Origin of the sequence: Roseovarius sp. MBR-78 (assembly GCF_040547535.1) — a bacterium.
In the GTDB taxonomy this organism is placed as follows: Bacteria; Pseudomonadota; Alphaproteobacteria; order Rhodobacterales; family Rhodobacteraceae; genus Roseovarius.
In genome coordinates this window covers 143,479-158,559 of the sequence record NZ_JBEPPX010000008.1, presented here as the reverse complement: position 1 = coordinate 158,559, position 15,081 = coordinate 143,479, and the positions used below count along the sequence as shown (strand labels likewise).

The 15,081-nt window shown below is 65.1% G+C and carries 20 protein-coding genes; 6 read left to right on the top strand and 14 right to left on the bottom strand.

What is annotated here, in order from left to right; genetic code table 11:
- Both ABIE58_RS08925 and ABIE58_RS08920 read right to left on the bottom strand, forming a co-directional pair.
- Positions 1 to 984 carry an NAD(P)H-quinone oxidoreductase gene (locus ABIE58_RS08925; RefSeq protein ID WP_354544349.1) on the bottom strand — a complete coding sequence of 328 codons (984 nt, stop codon included), beginning with the start codon at positions 982 to 984 and terminating at the stop codon, positions 1 to 3.
- Between the two features lie 13 nt (positions 985 to 997).
- Entirely contained in the window at positions 998 to 1,687 is a 690-nt protein-coding gene (locus ABIE58_RS08920) for a COQ9 family protein (protein ID WP_354544348.1), read from the bottom strand.
- Between the two features lie 104 nt (positions 1,688 to 1,791).
- Here ABIE58_RS08920 and rpsU point away from each other — a divergent pair, with 104 nt between their 5' ends.
- Positions 1,792 to 1,998: a 30S ribosomal protein S21 gene (gene rpsU / locus ABIE58_RS08915; RefSeq protein WP_008207378.1), complete on the top strand. Its 207-nt coding sequence runs from the start codon at positions 1,792 to 1,794 to the stop codon at positions 1,996 to 1,998.
- A gap of 82 nt (positions 1,999 to 2,080) precedes the next feature.
- Here rpsU and ABIE58_RS08910 read toward each other — a convergent pair whose 3' ends face one another.
- On the bottom strand, positions 2,081 to 4,141 hold the full coding sequence (locus ABIE58_RS08910; protein WP_354544347.1) for a HelD family protein: 2,061 nt from the start codon (positions 4,139 to 4,141) through the stop codon (positions 2,081 to 2,083).
- A 138-nt stretch (positions 4,142 to 4,279) separates the two neighbouring features.
- On the opposite strand from ABIE58_RS08910, the gene ABIE58_RS08905 reads away from it, so the two are divergent.
- The 5 genes from ABIE58_RS08905 (at position 4,280) to ABIE58_RS08885 (ending at position 8,083) form a co-directional block, all read left to right on the top strand.
- Positions 4,280 to 4,651: a winged helix-turn-helix domain-containing protein gene (locus tag ABIE58_RS08905; RefSeq protein ID WP_354544346.1), complete on the top strand. Its 372-nt coding sequence runs from the start codon at positions 4,280 to 4,282 to the stop codon at positions 4,649 to 4,651.
- Positions 4,652 to 4,713: 62 nt separating this feature from the next.
- Entirely contained in the window at positions 4,714 to 5,493 is a 780-nt protein-coding gene (modA, locus tag ABIE58_RS08900; RefSeq protein ID WP_354544345.1) for a molybdate ABC transporter substrate-binding protein, read from the top strand.
- 3 nt (positions 5,494 to 5,496) lie between these two features.
- A complete protein-coding gene (gene modB / locus ABIE58_RS08895; protein WP_354544344.1) occupies positions 5,497 to 6,165 on the top strand; it encodes a molybdate ABC transporter permease subunit in 669 nt (222 codons plus the stop codon).
- On the top strand, positions 6,165 to 7,259 hold the full coding sequence (gene modC / locus ABIE58_RS08890) for a molybdenum ABC transporter ATP-binding protein (RefSeq protein ID WP_354544343.1): 1,095 nt from the start codon (positions 6,165 to 6,167) through the stop codon (positions 7,257 to 7,259). Before modB ends, modC begins: the two co-directional genes overlap by 1 nt.
- Positions 7,256 to 8,083 carry a sulfite exporter TauE/SafE family protein gene (locus tag ABIE58_RS08885; RefSeq protein ID WP_354544342.1) on the top strand — a complete coding sequence of 276 codons (828 nt, stop codon included), beginning with the start codon at positions 7,256 to 7,258 and terminating at the stop codon, positions 8,081 to 8,083. Before modC ends, ABIE58_RS08885 begins: the two co-directional genes overlap by 4 nt.
- A 79-nt stretch (positions 8,084 to 8,162) precedes the next feature.
- Here the strand turns inward: ABIE58_RS08885 and rpmE are convergent, their stop codons facing one another.
- The 11 genes from rpmE to ffh all read right to left on the bottom strand — a co-directional run bounded on the left by rpmE (position 8,163) and on the right by ffh (position 15,062).
- Positions 8,163 to 8,384, bottom strand: a complete 222-nt coding sequence (gene rpmE / locus ABIE58_RS08880) for a 50S ribosomal protein L31 (RefSeq protein ID WP_354544341.1) — start codon at positions 8,382 to 8,384, stop codon at positions 8,163 to 8,165.
- An 11-nt stretch (positions 8,385 to 8,395) separates the two neighbouring features.
- Positions 8,396 to 8,779 carry a 50S ribosomal protein L19 gene (gene rplS, locus ABIE58_RS08875; protein WP_354544340.1) on the bottom strand — a complete coding sequence of 128 codons (384 nt, stop codon included), beginning with the start codon at positions 8,777 to 8,779 and terminating at the stop codon, positions 8,396 to 8,398.
- Between the two features lie 264 nt (positions 8,780 to 9,043).
- Entirely contained in the window at positions 9,044 to 9,655 is a 612-nt protein-coding gene (gene cobO / locus ABIE58_RS08870) for a cob(I)yrinic acid a,c-diamide adenosyltransferase (RefSeq protein WP_354544339.1), read from the bottom strand.
- A 67-nt stretch (positions 9,656 to 9,722) separates the two neighbouring features.
- A complete protein-coding gene (gene trmD / locus ABIE58_RS08865; protein WP_354544338.1) occupies positions 9,723 to 10,526 on the bottom strand; it encodes a tRNA (guanosine(37)-N1)-methyltransferase TrmD in 804 nt (267 codons plus the stop codon).
- A gap of 5 nt (positions 10,527 to 10,531) precedes the next feature.
- The gene (rimM, locus tag ABIE58_RS08860; RefSeq protein WP_354544337.1) at positions 10,532 to 11,035 is read right to left on the bottom strand and encodes a ribosome maturation factor RimM; all 504 of its coding nucleotides are present in this window, start codon (positions 11,033 to 11,035) and stop codon (positions 10,532 to 10,534) included.
- A gap of 25 nt (positions 11,036 to 11,060) precedes the next feature.
- Complete coding sequence (gene bluB / locus ABIE58_RS08855) at positions 11,061 to 11,690, bottom strand: 5,6-dimethylbenzimidazole synthase (protein ID WP_354544336.1); 630 nt, start codon at positions 11,688 to 11,690, stop codon at positions 11,061 to 11,063.
- 18 nt (positions 11,691 to 11,708) lie between these two features.
- The gene (gene rpsP / locus ABIE58_RS08850) at positions 11,709 to 12,074 is read right to left on the bottom strand and encodes a 30S ribosomal protein S16 (protein WP_354544335.1); all 366 of its coding nucleotides are present in this window, start codon (positions 12,072 to 12,074) and stop codon (positions 11,709 to 11,711) included.
- 47 nt (positions 12,075 to 12,121) lie between these two features.
- The gene (locus ABIE58_RS08845) at positions 12,122 to 12,418 is read right to left on the bottom strand and encodes a chorismate mutase (RefSeq protein WP_354544334.1); all 297 of its coding nucleotides are present in this window, start codon (positions 12,416 to 12,418) and stop codon (positions 12,122 to 12,124) included.
- Positions 12,411 to 13,019 (bottom strand): GNAT family N-acetyltransferase, encoded by a 609-nt coding sequence (locus ABIE58_RS08840; protein WP_354544333.1) that lies wholly within the window; start codon positions 13,017 to 13,019, stop codon positions 12,411 to 12,413. The genes ABIE58_RS08845 and ABIE58_RS08840 overlap by 8 nt, the downstream gene beginning before the upstream one ends.
- Positions 13,016 to 13,567, bottom strand: coding sequence for a GNAT family N-acetyltransferase (locus ABIE58_RS08835; protein WP_354544332.1), 552 nt, complete (start codon positions 13,565 to 13,567; stop codon positions 13,016 to 13,018). The genes ABIE58_RS08840 and ABIE58_RS08835 overlap by 4 nt, the downstream gene beginning before the upstream one ends.
- A gap of 4 nt (positions 13,568 to 13,571) precedes the next feature.
- On the bottom strand, positions 13,572 to 15,062 hold the full coding sequence (ffh, locus tag ABIE58_RS08830; RefSeq protein WP_354544331.1) for a signal recognition particle protein: 1,491 nt from the start codon (positions 15,060 to 15,062) through the stop codon (positions 13,572 to 13,574).
- Positions 15,063 to 15,081: the final 19 nt, after the last annotated feature.

Genomic DNA, 15,081 nt, shown 5'->3' with positions numbered 1-15,081 from the left:
TCAGGCGACCTTGAGGACGATCTTGCCGATATGGGCGCTCGATTCCATGCGCGCATGAGCCGCCGCCGCCTCGATGAGGGGATATTCGGAATCCATCACCGGCGCGATGCGCCCCGCCTCCAAGAGCGGCCAGACATGCGCGCGCAAGCCCTCGGCGATGCGCGCCTTGGCGAGATCGCTTTGCGGGCGCAGGGTGCTGCCGGTTATCGTCAGGCGGCGCACCATCACCTGCGCGAAATTCAGCTCCACCTTGGGCCCTTGCAGAAAGGCGATCTGCACCAGCCGCCCGTCATCGGCGAGCGCGCGCACGTTGCGCGGCAGATACGCGCCGCCCACCATGTCGAGGATCAGATCGGCCCCGCCCTCGGCGCGCAGCACCTCGACGAAATCCTCGTCGCGGTAGTTGATCGCGCGCTCTGCGCCCAAGCTCTCGCACACGCGGCATTTCTCTGCCGATCCGGCGGTGGTGAACACCCGCGCGCCAAAGGCATGGGCAAGCTGAATGGCCGTGGTGCCGATGCCGCTTGATCCGCCATGCACCAGAAACCGCTCGCCCCCCTTGAGCGCGCCGCGCTGAAACACGTTGGTCCAGACGGTGAAAAACGTCTCGGGCAGGCAGGCTGCCTCGCGCAGCGCCATGCCCCGTGGCACGGGCAGGCAATGCGCGGCAGGCGTCGTCACATATTCAGCATAGCCGCCACCGGGCAACAGCGCGCAGACCTTATCGCCCACGGCCCAGCCGCTGACGCCCTCGCCAAGCGCCACGATCTCGCCCGCGCCTTCCAGCCCCGGCAGGTCTGATGCCCCCGGCGGCGGCGCATAGCTGCCCGTGCGCTGCAACGCGTCGGGCCGGTTCACCCCGGCCCATGCCAGCCGGATCAGCACCTGCCCCGCCGCCGGTTCGGGCACCGGGCGGGTGGTGGCGCGCAGAACCTCCGGGCCGCCCGGCGCGGTGATCTCGACTGCTGTCATGGTGGTGCTCATGTCGTGCCTTTCTTCAGTTGCGGGCCTGCCAGCGCCCCGGCATTCCTGCCTGTTGCCTGTCTTCCGGGGCCTTTATGCGGCCCATAAACGCCAATGGCCCGGCCATCAGGCCCGCGACAAGCCGGTTCTCGCGCGCCTTGGCCTTGAGTTTCTCGATCTGCATCACGTCCTCGATCCGGCGGTCGAGAAACTCCCATGTTCGCGCCTGCCCGTCGCTCTCGTCGCCCAGCCAGTAGAGCACCGTCGCGCCGTAGACGCCCGACAGCGTGGCGCGTTTGGTATACCAGTTGATATCCCGCGAGGTATCGCCCAGCGCCGTCCAGATGCGATCGGCGGTGCGCCACATGGCGCGGGTGCCGTCGGGGCCATGTTGCGGCAGCGCAAACAGCGTCATCCCGCGCCGCACCAGCTCGCGGTCCTCGACCAGTTCAAGCCGCGTGCGCACGGCAAACGCCACCCGGTCGCGAAACCGCATCGCGCCGAGATCGGCCTCTTGCAGCGCGGCCACCATCGCGGCGTCGCCCGCCTCGTGATAGGCAAGCGCCAGATCGACCGCCCCGCGCGGGCAAACCGCATCGACAATCGCAGGCTCGATTTCGGCCTCTGCAGCGGCAAGGCGCAGCACCGTCTCGCTCCATCCGTCAAAGGGCACATGCGGTTTGGCAGCCTCCAGAAGGCGGGTTTTCACGTCGGTCTCGGACATCGGGTTCCCCTTTTTGCGCACCCTAGACAAGGCGGGGGCGCTTTGCTATACGGCCATCTCCTGCAACTTATTGCAACTTCAACTTGGGAAGGTGGTGACACCACATGCAGGTTAGTGTTCGCGACAATAATGTCGATCAGGCGCTCCGCGCCCTGAAGAAGAAATTGCAGCGCGAAGGCGTTTTCCGCGAAATGAAGCTCAAGCAACATTTCGAGAAACCGTCCGAGAAAAAAGCGCGCGAGAAGGCCGAAGCGATTCGCCGTGCCCGGAAACTGGCGCGCAAGAAGGCGCAACGCGAAGGTATGCTCTAAGCTACGCTGCGATATCATCGCGACACCAAAGACGACCCCCGAGCGGATGCTTCGGGGGTTTGTCGTTTTACGGGGCCTTTTGTTATTCCGCGACCGGCAGGAATGGCGACGGCGCGCCCACGGAAATCAGGCTCAGCCGGTGCATCGCCCGCGTGCAGGCGACGTAGAGCATGTTGCGATCCATCTCGGTGGCATAGACCGCAGCGCTTGCATCGGGCACGATCACGCGGTCGAATTCCAGCCCCTTGGCAAGATGCGGCGTGCAGACCAGAAGGCCGGTGGAAAACCCGGCGCTGCCCTCTTCGAGCAGGCGCGCGTCGATGCCCGCGCCGGTGAGCGCCTTGTGCAGGCGCTTTGCCTCTCCTTGGGTCTTGGCGAGGATGGCCAAGGCGCTGTGATCGGAGGCGGCGAACGCCTCTATCATCGCGGTGATCCGCGCCAGCGCCTCCTTGGGCGTCTGCACCATGTGCAGATCCGGCTCCGGCCCGTGGCGCTCCATCGCGATCAGGTCGGGGTTGGGCGAGATTTTCAGGGCGAATTGCATGATTTCCCAGGTCGAGCGATAGCTCTTGTTGAGCGTCACGCGATGCGCGTCATCAAGCACCGCCTCGATCCGCTCGGGCGTCGAGGCGCTATAGGGGTTCACCGATTGCGTGGCATCACCAAGGATCGTTTTCCGGCACGGGAAAAGCCGCGCCAGAACCGCGTATTGAACCGGGGTGTAATCCTGCATCTCGTCCACCAGCAGGTGTTTGACAGTGCCATAGGGGCTTTCGACGCCTTCGGTCAGCATCTTGAGGTAGATGAGCGGAAACACATCGGCATAATCGAGCTTGCCGCCTTTGGGGGCGAAAAGCTCGGGGCGCTCCAGCCAGTCGTAGAATTTCTTGTAGGCCTTGCGTAGGGTGGTGCGGTTGACCATGCCGCGCACCGCCTTGCGGATCACCGCGCGCTCTTCCTTGCGCAGCTCGATATTGTATTGCGCCTCGAACGCCTGGATCGCCTGATTGCCGGTGGTGGTGATGCGCTCTGCCATCGGCAGGCGGCGCAGGCGTTGCCATGTCGTCTCGAACACGAAGCCGGGCAGGGGGCGCTTGCGGATCACGAGGTCTTGCGGCTGAAACGATGTTTTTTCAAGGTGTTGGGCGTAGGATTCGATCTGGCGCAGGAAATCCGGGGCGGCCTTGGCACGGATGCGCTCCTTCATCCCGGCGTCGTCTGTCTCGAGCAGGCGGGCGGTTTGCTCGAAAAAGCTCTGAAACCGGATCTTGTTGCCAAGTATCTGCGCGGCAAGGGTTTCCATGCCGATCTCGGGCACGGTTTCCTCGCCAAGCTCTGGCAGGACGTTGCCGATATAATCGGCAAAGACCCGGTTGGGCGAAATGATGAGGATATCGCCCGAGGTCAGCGTGTCCTTGAACCGATAGAGCAGAAAGGCGATCCGGTGCAGCGCGATAGAGGTCTTGCCTGACCCGGCAACCCCCTGGATAATCAGGGTTTTCGCATCGGCATCGCGGATGATGGCATTCTGGTCGCGCTGGATGGTGGCGACGATGTTCTTCATGCCCTCGTCGCTGGCCTCGGCGAGGGCATCCTGCAACACGTCATCGACGATATTCACGCTGACATCGAGCATGAATTCCATCTCGCTGTTCTTGATGCGAAACTGCCGCTTGAGCATCAACTCTCCGGGGATCGTGCCGGAGGGGGCGACATATTGCGCGGGGCCGGTCTCGAAATCGTAAAACAGCGACGAGACCGGCGCGCGCCAGTCATAAACCCACGCCTCCTGCGTGTCCTCGTCGCGGAAATCGTGGATGCCGATATAATGCGGCACCGCGTCGCCCCGCCCTTCGCGGCGGAAATCGAACCGCCCGAAATAGGGGGATTTCCGCAGCTTCTCAAGCTTTTGCGCCTGCACGCGCAGTACGTCCGACGAGCGCATCATCTGGTCGATGGATTGCCGCATGGCCGCCTTGTCGAGGTGGTCCATGTCGCGGCGATGCTCCCACATATGCTCGTGGGCGGCCTGTATCTCGTGCCGGTATTCGTCAAGGCGCGTGCCGATGGTGGCAAGGTTGGCGTCGATGCAGGACAGGCAGTCTGCAAGACGCCTGTCTTCGAGTGGTCTGTGGTTGGTCATGGGGGCGGCGTTTGGCGGAAACCGCGCCGGGTTGCAAGCGATCAGCGCAAGGGGCGCGCGACTGTGACACCGGTCGCGGCGCGGGTGGCGGGATTCGGCCTGCTTGCAAACCGGGCCGGGCGGGGCGATTGTCGCGCCATGGAACCCGTGCCCGATAGCCCCCGCCTGCGCATCCGCATCGTCTTTGGCGATGGCGAGATGATCGGCCCCGGCAAGGCCGAATTGCTGGAGCGGATCGCGCGTTGCGGCTCCATCGCGGCGGCGGGCCGCGAGATGGGGATGAGCTACAAGCGCGCCTGGCAGTTGATTGGCACGCTGAACGCGATGTTCCGCGCGCCGCTGGTCGAGAGCACGCGCGGCGGCCCCGGTGGCGGCGGGGCGGTGCTGAGCGAACTGGGGCAAGAGGTTCTGACGCTGTATCGCGCGTTCGAGGATGACGCCGCCCAAGGCGGCGCGGCACGACTGGCGGCGATGCAGGCGTTGCTTAGGGATATTCCCGAGGGAAAATAACGGTTGACCGGCGGGGTGATCCGGGGCGATATGTTTCTTGGAATATATCAGCCGGGGGCAAGATGCTTTTCAACCGCCGATTCCTTCTTGCAGCGATTGCGGCCCTTGGCCTTGGCCCCGCGCTGGCGCAAGACGATGCGCCGGTGATCGCCGCCGCCTCAAGCCTGCAATTCGCCGTTGAAGACGTTGCCAAAGCCTTCACCGCCAAGACGGGCCAAAAGCTGCGCCTGTCGTTTGGATCAACAGGCAATATGTCACGCCAGATCCGCGAAGGCGCGCCGTTCGAGATGTTCCTTGCCGCCGATGACGCGACGCCCACAGCATTGCACGCCGATGGCCTGACGCGCGATGCGGGCATGGTCTATGCGGTCGGTCGGGTCGTTCTGGTCGCCCCCAACGGCTCTGCCCTTAATGTGGAACAGGGGTTTGACGGGGTGCGGACGCTGCTGGACAGCGGGCACCTGACCCGCTTTGCCATCGCCAACCCCGATCACGCACCCTATGGCATTGCCGCGCGCGAGGCGCTGATCGCGCGCGGGCTGTGGGACGATCTGCAACCGGTGCTGGTGCTGGGCGAGAACGTGAGCCAAGCGGCACAGTTTGCGCTCTCGGGCAATGTCGAGGGCGGGATCATCGCCTATTCGCTGGCGCTCGCGCCAGAAGTGGCCCCGCGCGGCACCTACGCGCTGATCCCCGAGGACTGGCACGAACCGTTGCGTCAGCGCATGGTGCTGCTGAAGGATGCAGGCCCCGTAGCCAAGGCGTTTTACGCTTACATGCAGCAACCGGCGGCGCGCGCGATCATGGCGCGCTACGGCTTTACCCTGCCTGAGGGCGAATAACGCATGGATTGGGCGGCGCTTTGGCTGTCGCTGCGGCTGGCGGGGTGGACAGTAGCGATCCTGCTGCCGGTCGCGGTGCTGGCGGGGCGGTTTTTGGCCTATCGGGAATTCCGCGCCAAGGGTCTGGTCGAAGCGCTGGTGATGCTGCCCCTCGTGCTACCGCCCACGGTGTTCGGCTTTTATCTGCTGGTCGCCTTCGGGCGCAATTCGCCGGTGGGCGATCTGTGGCAGGGCCTGTTCGGCCATCAACTTGTGTTCACCTTCGAGGGGTTGGTGCTGGCCAGCGTCATCTTCAACCTGCCCTTTGCCATCCAGCCCGCGCAGCGCGGGTTCGAGGCGGTGCCGGTCGAAGTGCGCGAGGCGGCACGCTGTTGCGGCATGTCGCCGCTGACCGCCTTGCGCAAGGTCGAATTGCCACTGGCCTGGCCGGGGGTGATGACGGCGATGGTGCTGACCTTCGCGCATACATTGGGCGAGTTTGGCATCGTGCTGATGGTTGGCGGCTCGATCCCCGGTGAGACCAAGACGATTGCCATCGCGATCTATGACCGGGTGCAGGCGTTTGACGATCAGGGCGCGGCCACCATGTCCGCCGTGCTGGTGGCAATCTCGCTTTTCACCATCGCGCTGACCTATCGGCTGTCGGCGCGCATGGGGCGGAGGCTCTCCTGATGGCGCTAGAGGTCATGGTGCAGGCCGCATCGCCCATCCCGCTTGATATCGCGTTCCGGGTGGAACCGGGGGAACTCTTGGCGTTGGTCGGGCATTCCGGTTCGGGCAAGACGACGCTGTTGCGCAGCATCGCGGGGCTGTGGCGGCCCGAGCATGCGCGGGTGGCGGTCAATGGCATTCCATGGCTGGACACCGCCGCGCGCGTCGATCTGCCGGTGCATCGCCGCGCGGTTGGGGTGGTGTTTCAGAATTACGCGCTTTTCCCGCATATGACGGCGGCGCAAAACGTGATGGCTGCGATGCAGGCCCCCGATCGGGCCGAGGCGGAACGCATTCTTGATCTGGTCAACTTGCACAATTTGGCCGACCGCAGACCCGCGCAGCTCTCTGGCGGGCAGCAACAGCGGGTGGCGGTGGCCCGCGCCTTGGCGCGCCGCCCGCAGGCGCTCTTGCTGGATGAGCCATTCTCGGCGGTGGACCGCGCCACGCGCGAAAGCCTTTATGGCGAGATCATCGCGCTGCGGGCGTCCTTGGCCATGCCGGTGGTGCTGGTGACGCACGATATGAACGAAGCCCAGCTTTTGGCCGATCGCATGGTGGTGATCGACAAGGGCCACACCGTGCGTGAGGGCACAACAGCCGAGGTCATGGCCGACCCGGACGCCCTGCGCGCCATGGGCATCCGCGAGGTGGCGGCGATGCTGCCCGCCACCGTGGCCGAACATCTGGCGGACGGGTTGACGCGGCTGGATGCGCCCGGCGGGCCGCTGTTCCTGCCCGGCGTCACGGCGGCCCCCGGCGCATCGGTGCGGGTGCGGATCATGGCGCATGAGGTGATCCTGTCGCGCGCGCGCCCCGAGGGGTTATCGGCGCAGAATATCATCAACGGCACCGTCGCGCGGATTGTCGAGGGCAAGGGGCCGGCGGTCACCGTCCATGTCGCCATCGGCGCGCATGAAATCCTTGCCCGCATCACACGGCGCGCCGCCGCTCAGTTGGGGTTGCACCCCGGCGAGACCGTTCATGCCATCGTCAAATCCATGTCGGTCGCCCGCGATCACGTCGCGCGCACCATCGACGGGGCGCACCCATGACCCGCCCGCGCCGTCCTGCGCTCAGCTTTGGCATCGGCGCCGCTGTTGGCACTGTGGGCGGGCTCATTGGCCTTGGCGGGGCCGAGTTCCGCCTGCCCGCGCTGGTCGGTGCCTTGCGGTTTTCCGCGCGCGAGGCGGTGGCGGTCAACCTTGTCGCCAGCTTTATCGTGCTCGCCGCCGCCCTGCCGTTTCGCGCCGCATCGGTGCCGGTGACTGTGATTGCCGCGCATCTCCCGGCGGTTCTGGGGATGCTGGCGGGGGCGATGTCTGCCGCATGGGTCGGCGCGGGCTGGCTGCGGCGCGCGTCAGACAAGCTTTTGGGGCGGCTGATCCTCATCCTGCTGGTCGTGCTGGGGACCGTGCTGATTACTGAGGGGCTGTTCGAGGCAGAACCTGTGCGACGGGTCGGCGAGGGGATGGTTGCCACCGTGCTGGTTGCGGCCGCCTGCGGGGTGGTGATCGGCCTTGTGTCCAGCCTTCTGGGCGTGGCGGGGGGCGAGTTGATCATCCCCGTTTTCATCCTTCTGTTCGGGGTTGATGTGAAAGCTGCGGGGTCGATGTCGATGCTGGTCGGTATGCCAACCATCGCCGTTGGCCTCACGCGCCACTTCGCCGCCGGGTCGGTTTTGCGCGAGCGCGCGGTGTGGCACGCGACGATTCTGCCGCTTGGGGCAGGCTCGATCCTTGGCGCGATCCTCGGCGCGCTGGCGCTTGGGCTGGTGCCCTCTCACGCGCTCAAGACCGGCCTCGGCGTGATCCTGATCTGGTCGGCCTGGGGCGTGTTCCGGCACCTGCCATCCCGCGCGCCATCGCGGGCACCGTGAGATTGCCCCACGCCCCCCGACAAACGCGAAAACGCCGCCCCGAGGGACGGCGTTTTACAGGGTCGTTCAATGCAGGTGCTCAGAACCCGAGACCGGCATATTTGTTCTTGAACTTCGACACGCGGCCACCGGCATCGGTCAGACGGGTGCCGCCGCCGGTCCAGGCAGGGTGCACCGACGGGTCGATATCGAGCGAGAGCGTATCGCCCTCGGACCCATAGGTGGAGCGCATCTGCACGATGGTGCCATCGGTCAGCTTGACGTCGATGACATGGTAATCGGGATGGATGTCTTTTTTCATCAGGCCAGTCCTTACGCCGATTTGCCCTTGAGGGGCTTGTAGTGGGTATCTTCGACGATCCGGGCGGATTTGCCCCGGCGCGCGCGCAGATAGTAGAGCTTGGCGCGGCGCACGCGGCCCCGGCGCACAACCTCGATGCTGTCGATATTGGTCGAGTAGAGCGGGAACACGCGTTCCACCCCCTCGCCAAAGGAAATCTTGCGGACGGTGAATGATCCCGCGATGCCCTTGCCGTTCTTGCGGCTGATGCACACGCCTTCGAAGTTCTGCACGCGGCTTCGCGTGCCTTCGGTCACCTTGTAGCCGACGCGAATGGTGTCGCCAGCCTTGAAATCGGGAATTTCCTTCCCGAGCGAGGCGATCTGTTCCGCCTCGATTTGCGCGATAATATTCATCGCTTAAGTCTCCTGATCTGCCTGCGGTTTGTCCCGCAAGGATTGCGCGCGTCCTCAGAGCTCTTGGTCTTCTTCCGGGTCCGCAGATGCGCCCGCCAGAGATTCAGGCCGTCCTATTTTCGTGTCACGTTGTCTTCCGGGGCTGTCGTATAGGGCCGAAGAAAGCGCCGACAGGATACCAACAGAAAACGCACCGGATACCGCCAAGGCGATTCCAGCCTCGCGGGGTATAGGCGGGAACGTCGTGGCGATCAAGCCTCGGTGTCAGAATTCAACGCCCGCCTGTGCCTTGATGTTCTGCTCGCGGAAGGGGTGCTTGATTTCCTTCATCTCGCTGACCAGATCGGCGATCTCGATGAGCGGGGCCTTGGCGCTGCGCCCGGTTAGAACGACATGGGTCATCGGCGGCTTTTCCTCGGCGAGAAAGCGGACCACCTCGTTGATATCGAGATAGTCATAGCGCAGCGCGATGTTGATTTCGTCGAGCAAAACCATGCGGTTGGCCTCGTTCCTCATGAGCGCCTTGGCCGTCTCCCACGCCGCTTGCGCCATCTCAGTATCGCGCTCGCGGTCCTGCGTGTCCCAGGTGAAGCCCTCGCCCATGACGTGAAAGGCGCAGATATCGGCGAACCGCTCCTTGAGCACGTCGCGCTCGCCGCTTGGCATGGAGCCCTTGATGAACTGCACTACCGCGCATTGCATCCCATTGCCGATGCAGCGCAGAATCATGCCGAAGCCAGAGCTGCTCTTGCCCTTGCCATTGCCGGTATGGACGATGATGAGCCCCTTTTCGCCGGTCTTGGTGGCCATCATCTTGTCGCGCGCGGCCTTGATCCGCTTCATCTTTTCGGTATGCGCTTGCGGGTCGGTGGTCATCGGCGGCTCCTGCGTTAAGGGTGTGTCATAGGGCGTAGCCGGGTCTCTGCGTCCGGCAAGGCGTTCGTCACCCGATATCGTGCGCGCGCCACAGGTCTGGGCGGCGTTCGGCGGTGAGCTGTTCGGACATCGCGCGCCGCCACGCGGCAACCTTGGCATGATCGCCCGAGGTCAGCACCTCGGGGATCGGGCGGCCCTGCCATTCGGCGGGGCGGGTATAGTGGGGATGTTCCAGCAAGCCATTGGAATGGCTTTCTTCTTCGGTCGAGTCCGCGTTGCCCAGCACACCGGGGATAAGCCGCACGGTGGCGTCAATCACCGCCTGCGCGGCGATCTCTCCGCCGGTCATGACGAAATCGCCGAGCGAGATTTCCTCGATTCCGTAATGCTCGATCACCCGCTCATCCAGCCCCTCGAACCGCCCGCAAATCAGGGTGACGCCGGGGCCCGCGGCGAGGCTTCTGGCGCGGGCCTGCGTGAAAGGCGCACCGCGCGGGCTGAGATAGATGAGCGGCCAATCGGCGGGGGTGCCTGCCATTGCCGTGTCGATGGCGCGCCCCATCACATCGGCGCGCAGCACCATTCCCGCGCCGCCACCGGCGGGGGTGTCATCGACGTTGCGGTGCTTGCCTTCGCCAAACTCGCGCAGGTCGATTGTGTCGAGCGACCACAGCCCCTCGCACAGGGCGCGCCCGGTCAGGCTCGCTCCGAGGATGCCGGGAAAGGCCTGTGGCAACAGCGTGATGACCCGCGCGGTCCAACTGCCTGCAAAGACCGGGGCGGGGGTCATCAGGTCGCGCGGCGTCAGCGAGGGGCGGATGCTCTTGCGACCGTGAGACTTGGACATGTGCGATTTGGGGGCGTCGGTCATGGCGCTCAGAATATCCCCTCGGGCGGGTCGGCAACAAGACGCCCCGAGGCAAGATCGACCGTCGGCACCGCCTCGCGGGTGAAGGGCAAAAGCACGGTGCGGCTCTCGCCCGGCAGCTCTATCTCCAACAGGTCCGCCGCCCCGTGGTTGAGCACCGCGCGCACGCGGCCAAGCAGGGTGCCGCCGCTGTCATGGACGCAAAGCCCAATCAAATCAGCATGATAGAATTCATCCTCGGGCAGGTCCGGCAGGCGGTCGCGCGGCACGTATAGCCGCGTGCCGCGCAGCGCGTCGGCTTGTTCCTTGGTCGCGATGCCCGTCAGGCGTGCGGTGAGCGCGCCCGATGTCTGCCCGGTGAGGGTGACCTCGAATTCCCGCGCGCGATCCTCGGTGCAAAGCGGCCCATAGGCGGCGATGTCCTCGGGCGTCGCGGTAAAGCTCTTGAGGCGCAGCTCTCCCTTGACGCCGAACGCCCCGGCGATGGCCCCAACGCAGACCGTGTCACTCATCTCGTGGTCCTTTCGCGGCAAATCATCAGCGGGTTTCCACCGGCACATCCTGACGGCGGTGCTCCCATCCGGCAAGTTCAAGCTCGGGGGTGTCACTCTCGGTCTCGGGCCAGCCGATGCAGAGATAGGCCACAAGCGTCCAATCCTGCGGAATATCAAGGTCTTGGCAAAGGCGCGCGGGATCGAGGATCGACACCCAGCCAAGGCCGAGGCCACGCGCGCGCGCCGCGAGCCAGAATTGCGCGATGGCCCCCACCACCGAATAGCGGCGCATCTCGGGCATGGTCTGCGCGCCAAGGCCCGCGCCTTTTGGCGTCGCCTCGTCGCAAAACACCGCGAGTTGAACCGGGGCTTCGCGCATCCCGGAGAGTTTCAAGCCGCTGTAAAGGCGCGACTTTTCGCCGTCATAGCCGTCAAGCGCGGCGGCATTGGCGGCGGTGAAATTGGCGAGTGCGGCGGCGCGGGCGGCGGCACTTTGCACCCGGACCACGCGCCACGGCTCGCTCAGCCCCACCGAGGGCGCAAGCGAAAACGTGGCGAGGCAATCGCGCAGGATCGTCTCGTCCACGGGATCGGTGCGAAAGCGGCGCACGTCGCGCCGCCGTTGCATCAGGCGCAGAAGATCGGCCTGGAAGTCTGCGGAAAACTCTGACATTCCAGTGCCTTGCGTGCCTTATTCCTCTGCCGGGGCCTCGGCTGCCGCAGCGGCCTTCTCGGCCTTTTGGGCGGCGCGTTCCTGGGCTTTCTTGCCCGGCTCGGCCTTTTTGAGGTTGGCACGCTCTTTCTTGGCGATCACGCCTGCGGCTTCCAGCATCCGGCTGATGCGGTCGGTGGGTTGCGCGCCTTGCGACAGCCAGTGCTGGATGCGCTCGATATCCATCTTCACGCGGTCTTCGCTGTCCTTGGGCAGGAGCGGGTTGTAGGTGCCCAGCTTCTCGATGAAGCGGCCATCGCGCGGCATCCGGCTATCGGCGGCGACGATGCGGTAGAAGGGGCGTTTCTTGCTGCCACCACGGGCAAGGCGGATTTTCATGGCCATTTGAGTGTCTCCTTTAATGGCGGGGGTTGGGCGAGGAAATCCCCGCCCTAGGATTGATGCTTTCGGTGATGACGGATCACCTCGGCGATGATGAAGTTGAGGAATTCGCGGGCGAATTCCGGGTCGAGATCGGCGGATTTCGCCAGGTCTTCGAGCCGTTCGATCTGCGCGGCCTCGCGCGCGGGATCGGACGGGGGAAGGTCGTGTTCGGCCTTGAGCTTGCCCACGGCCTGCGTGTGCTTGAACCGCTCCGCAAGCGTGAAGACAAGGATCGCGTCGAGCCGGTCGATACTCTCGCGGTGCTCCCTGAGCAGTTGCGCAGCAAGGGTGGTTGCATCAGTCAATGGGCATCCCCTTCGGCCTGAAGGACGGGTCGCAGTAATGCGCGATCTCAAGCTCGATCCCGTCGCGGATCTGCCCCGAGGCGGCGGCAGCGGGCGCAGGGTGGCGATAGACCGCGTCAGAGCCGTCGATGGTAGCGGCCTCGCGGTCCTTGGTGCAGCCAAGACGCTCGGCAAGGCGGATGCTGTCGAGGTTCTTGGGGTCGATATAGCTCACCGCCCCCTCCCAGCCCTGGCGCTCGTAGAAATGGCGGCGCACGGCGTGGGTGGCCTCAAGCGCGTAGCCGTGGCCGGCCTTGTTTGGCCAGATGATCCAGGCGATTTCGCGCTCGGGCCATTTGGCCGGAAACCAGCCCCCGGCCATGCCGAGGGTCTCATCCGTTTCCTTGTCATGGACCATCCACATGCCGAAGCCGCGCACGGCCCAATGGCCGATCTCGGCGGCGTAGAGCATCCACGCCTCGTAGGCATTGAGCGGCCCGCCCATGAAGCGCGAGCGGTAGGAGGCGAAGGTTGCCTTGAAATCGGGATAGTCGCCCGCCTCTGGGCCGCGCAGCACCAGCCGCCGCGTTTCGATCACGGGGATGTCGGGGTAGTTGCTCATGCGTAGGCCTCGACCGAGCCATCGGCGTCGGGGCCGGGATGGCGATAGAGGAGGTCGCGGCCCATGTGGATATTGTCATACTCACGCTCGAACCACGCGCCGAGGCGTTCCGCGAGCGCGATGGAGCGGGTGTTGCCGGGGACGATATTGGAGGTAAGCGTGGTAAAGCCGAGCACCTCATAGGCCCATTGGCGGGCGCGGAGTGCTGCCTCATGGGCGATGCCGCGCCCCTCGAAGCCGTCGAACACGACCCAGCCCAGTTCCGGCTCTGGCCAGCCTTCGGGATACCAGATGCCGGTGATGCCCGCGGGCGTGCCGCTTTCCTTGTCCTCTATCGTGAAATAGCCATAGCCGTGGATATGCCAGTGCCCGACATTGAGCGCGAACCAGCGCCACGCTTCGCCCCGGTTGGCGGACGGGCCAAACCCCGCCGCGCGGGTCTGATCCATCAGGAAGGCGATCATCGGCTCGATGTCACACGCTTCTGGCCCGCGCAGGGTAAGGCGGGGCGTGTCGAGCACGGGGGCGGAGGTGAGGGGGGCAGACATCTGTTTATTTCTTCTTGCCAAGGCCCGAGAGGCCGGGGGGCAGGCCCATGCCGCCGCCCATGCCGCCCAGACCGCCGGGCAGCTTGCCGCCCATGGCCTTTGCTGCCTCTTCCATGGCCTTGGGGTCGTTCATGTCGGGCATTCCGCCCTTGCCCATCATGGATTTCATCGCCTGCTTTAGCATCCCGCCCTTGCCCTTGCCGAGTTTCTTCATCATGTCGGCCATCTGGCGGTGCATCTTCAGAAGCTTGTTGAGGTCCGACACATCCTGCCCGGCCCCCTTGGCGATGCGCTTCTTGCGGCTGGCCTGCAACAGCGCCGGGTTGGCGCGTTCCTTTTTCGTCATCGACTGGATGAGGGCGATCTGGCGGGTGATGACCTTGTCGTCAAAGCCCGAGTCCTGCACCTGTTTGGCCATCTTGCCCATGCCGGGCATCATGCCCATCAGCCCCTCCATGCCGCCCATCTTCTGCATCTGCTCAAGCTGGCCCTTCAGGTCGTTCATGTTGAACTGACCCTTCTGCATCCGGCGCATCATGCGTTCGGCCTGTTCGGCCTCGATGGTCTCCTGCGCCTTTTCCACCAGCGCCACGATATCGCCCATGCCGAGGATGCGGCCGGCGATGCGCTCTGGATCGAAGGTTTCGATCGCCTCCATCTTCTCGCCAAGGCCTACGAAGCGGATGGGCTTGCCGGTGACGGCGCGCATCGACAGCGCAGCACCACCGCGCCCGTCGCCATCCATCCGGGTGAGGACAACGCCGGTCACGCCGATCTTGTCATCGAATTCGGTGGCGACATTCACCGCGTCCTGACCGGTCAGGCCATCGACCACCAGCAGCGTCTCGCGGGGGTTGGCCACGTCGCGCACGGCGGCGGCCTGCGCGATCAACTCGGCGTCGATATGCAGCCGCCCGGCGGTGTCGAGCATGTAGACATCGTAGCCGCCAAGGCTCGCCTGCGTTTTCGCCCGTTTGGCGATGGCGACCGGGTCTTCGCCCTTGACGATGGGGAGCGTATCAACCCCGATCTGGCGGCCCAGAATGGCGAGCTGCTCCATCGCCGCCGGGCGGTTGGTATCGAGCGAGGCCATCAGCACGCGCTTGCCCTCGCGATCCTTGAGGCGCTTGGCGAGCTTGGCGGTGGTGGTGGTTTTCCCTGAGCCTTGCAGGCCGACCATGAGGATGGGCGCGGGCGGGTTGTCGATCTTGAGTGCGCCGGGATCACCCTCGCCGCGCAGCGTGTCGATGAGCGCGTCATGGACGATCTTGACGACCTGTTGGCCCGGCGTCACGGATTTGGTGACGGCCTGACCGGTGGCCTCGCGCTCCACCCGCTTGATGAAATCGCGGGCCACGGGGAGGGAAACATCGGCCTCCAGAAGCGCCACGCGGACCTCGCGCAGGGCGGATTTCACGTCCTCTTCCGAGAGCGCGCCCTGTTTGGTGAGCCGGTCAAGGACGCCGGAGAGACGGTCGGACAGGTTTTCGAACATGGCCGGGCCTCCTTTGCCG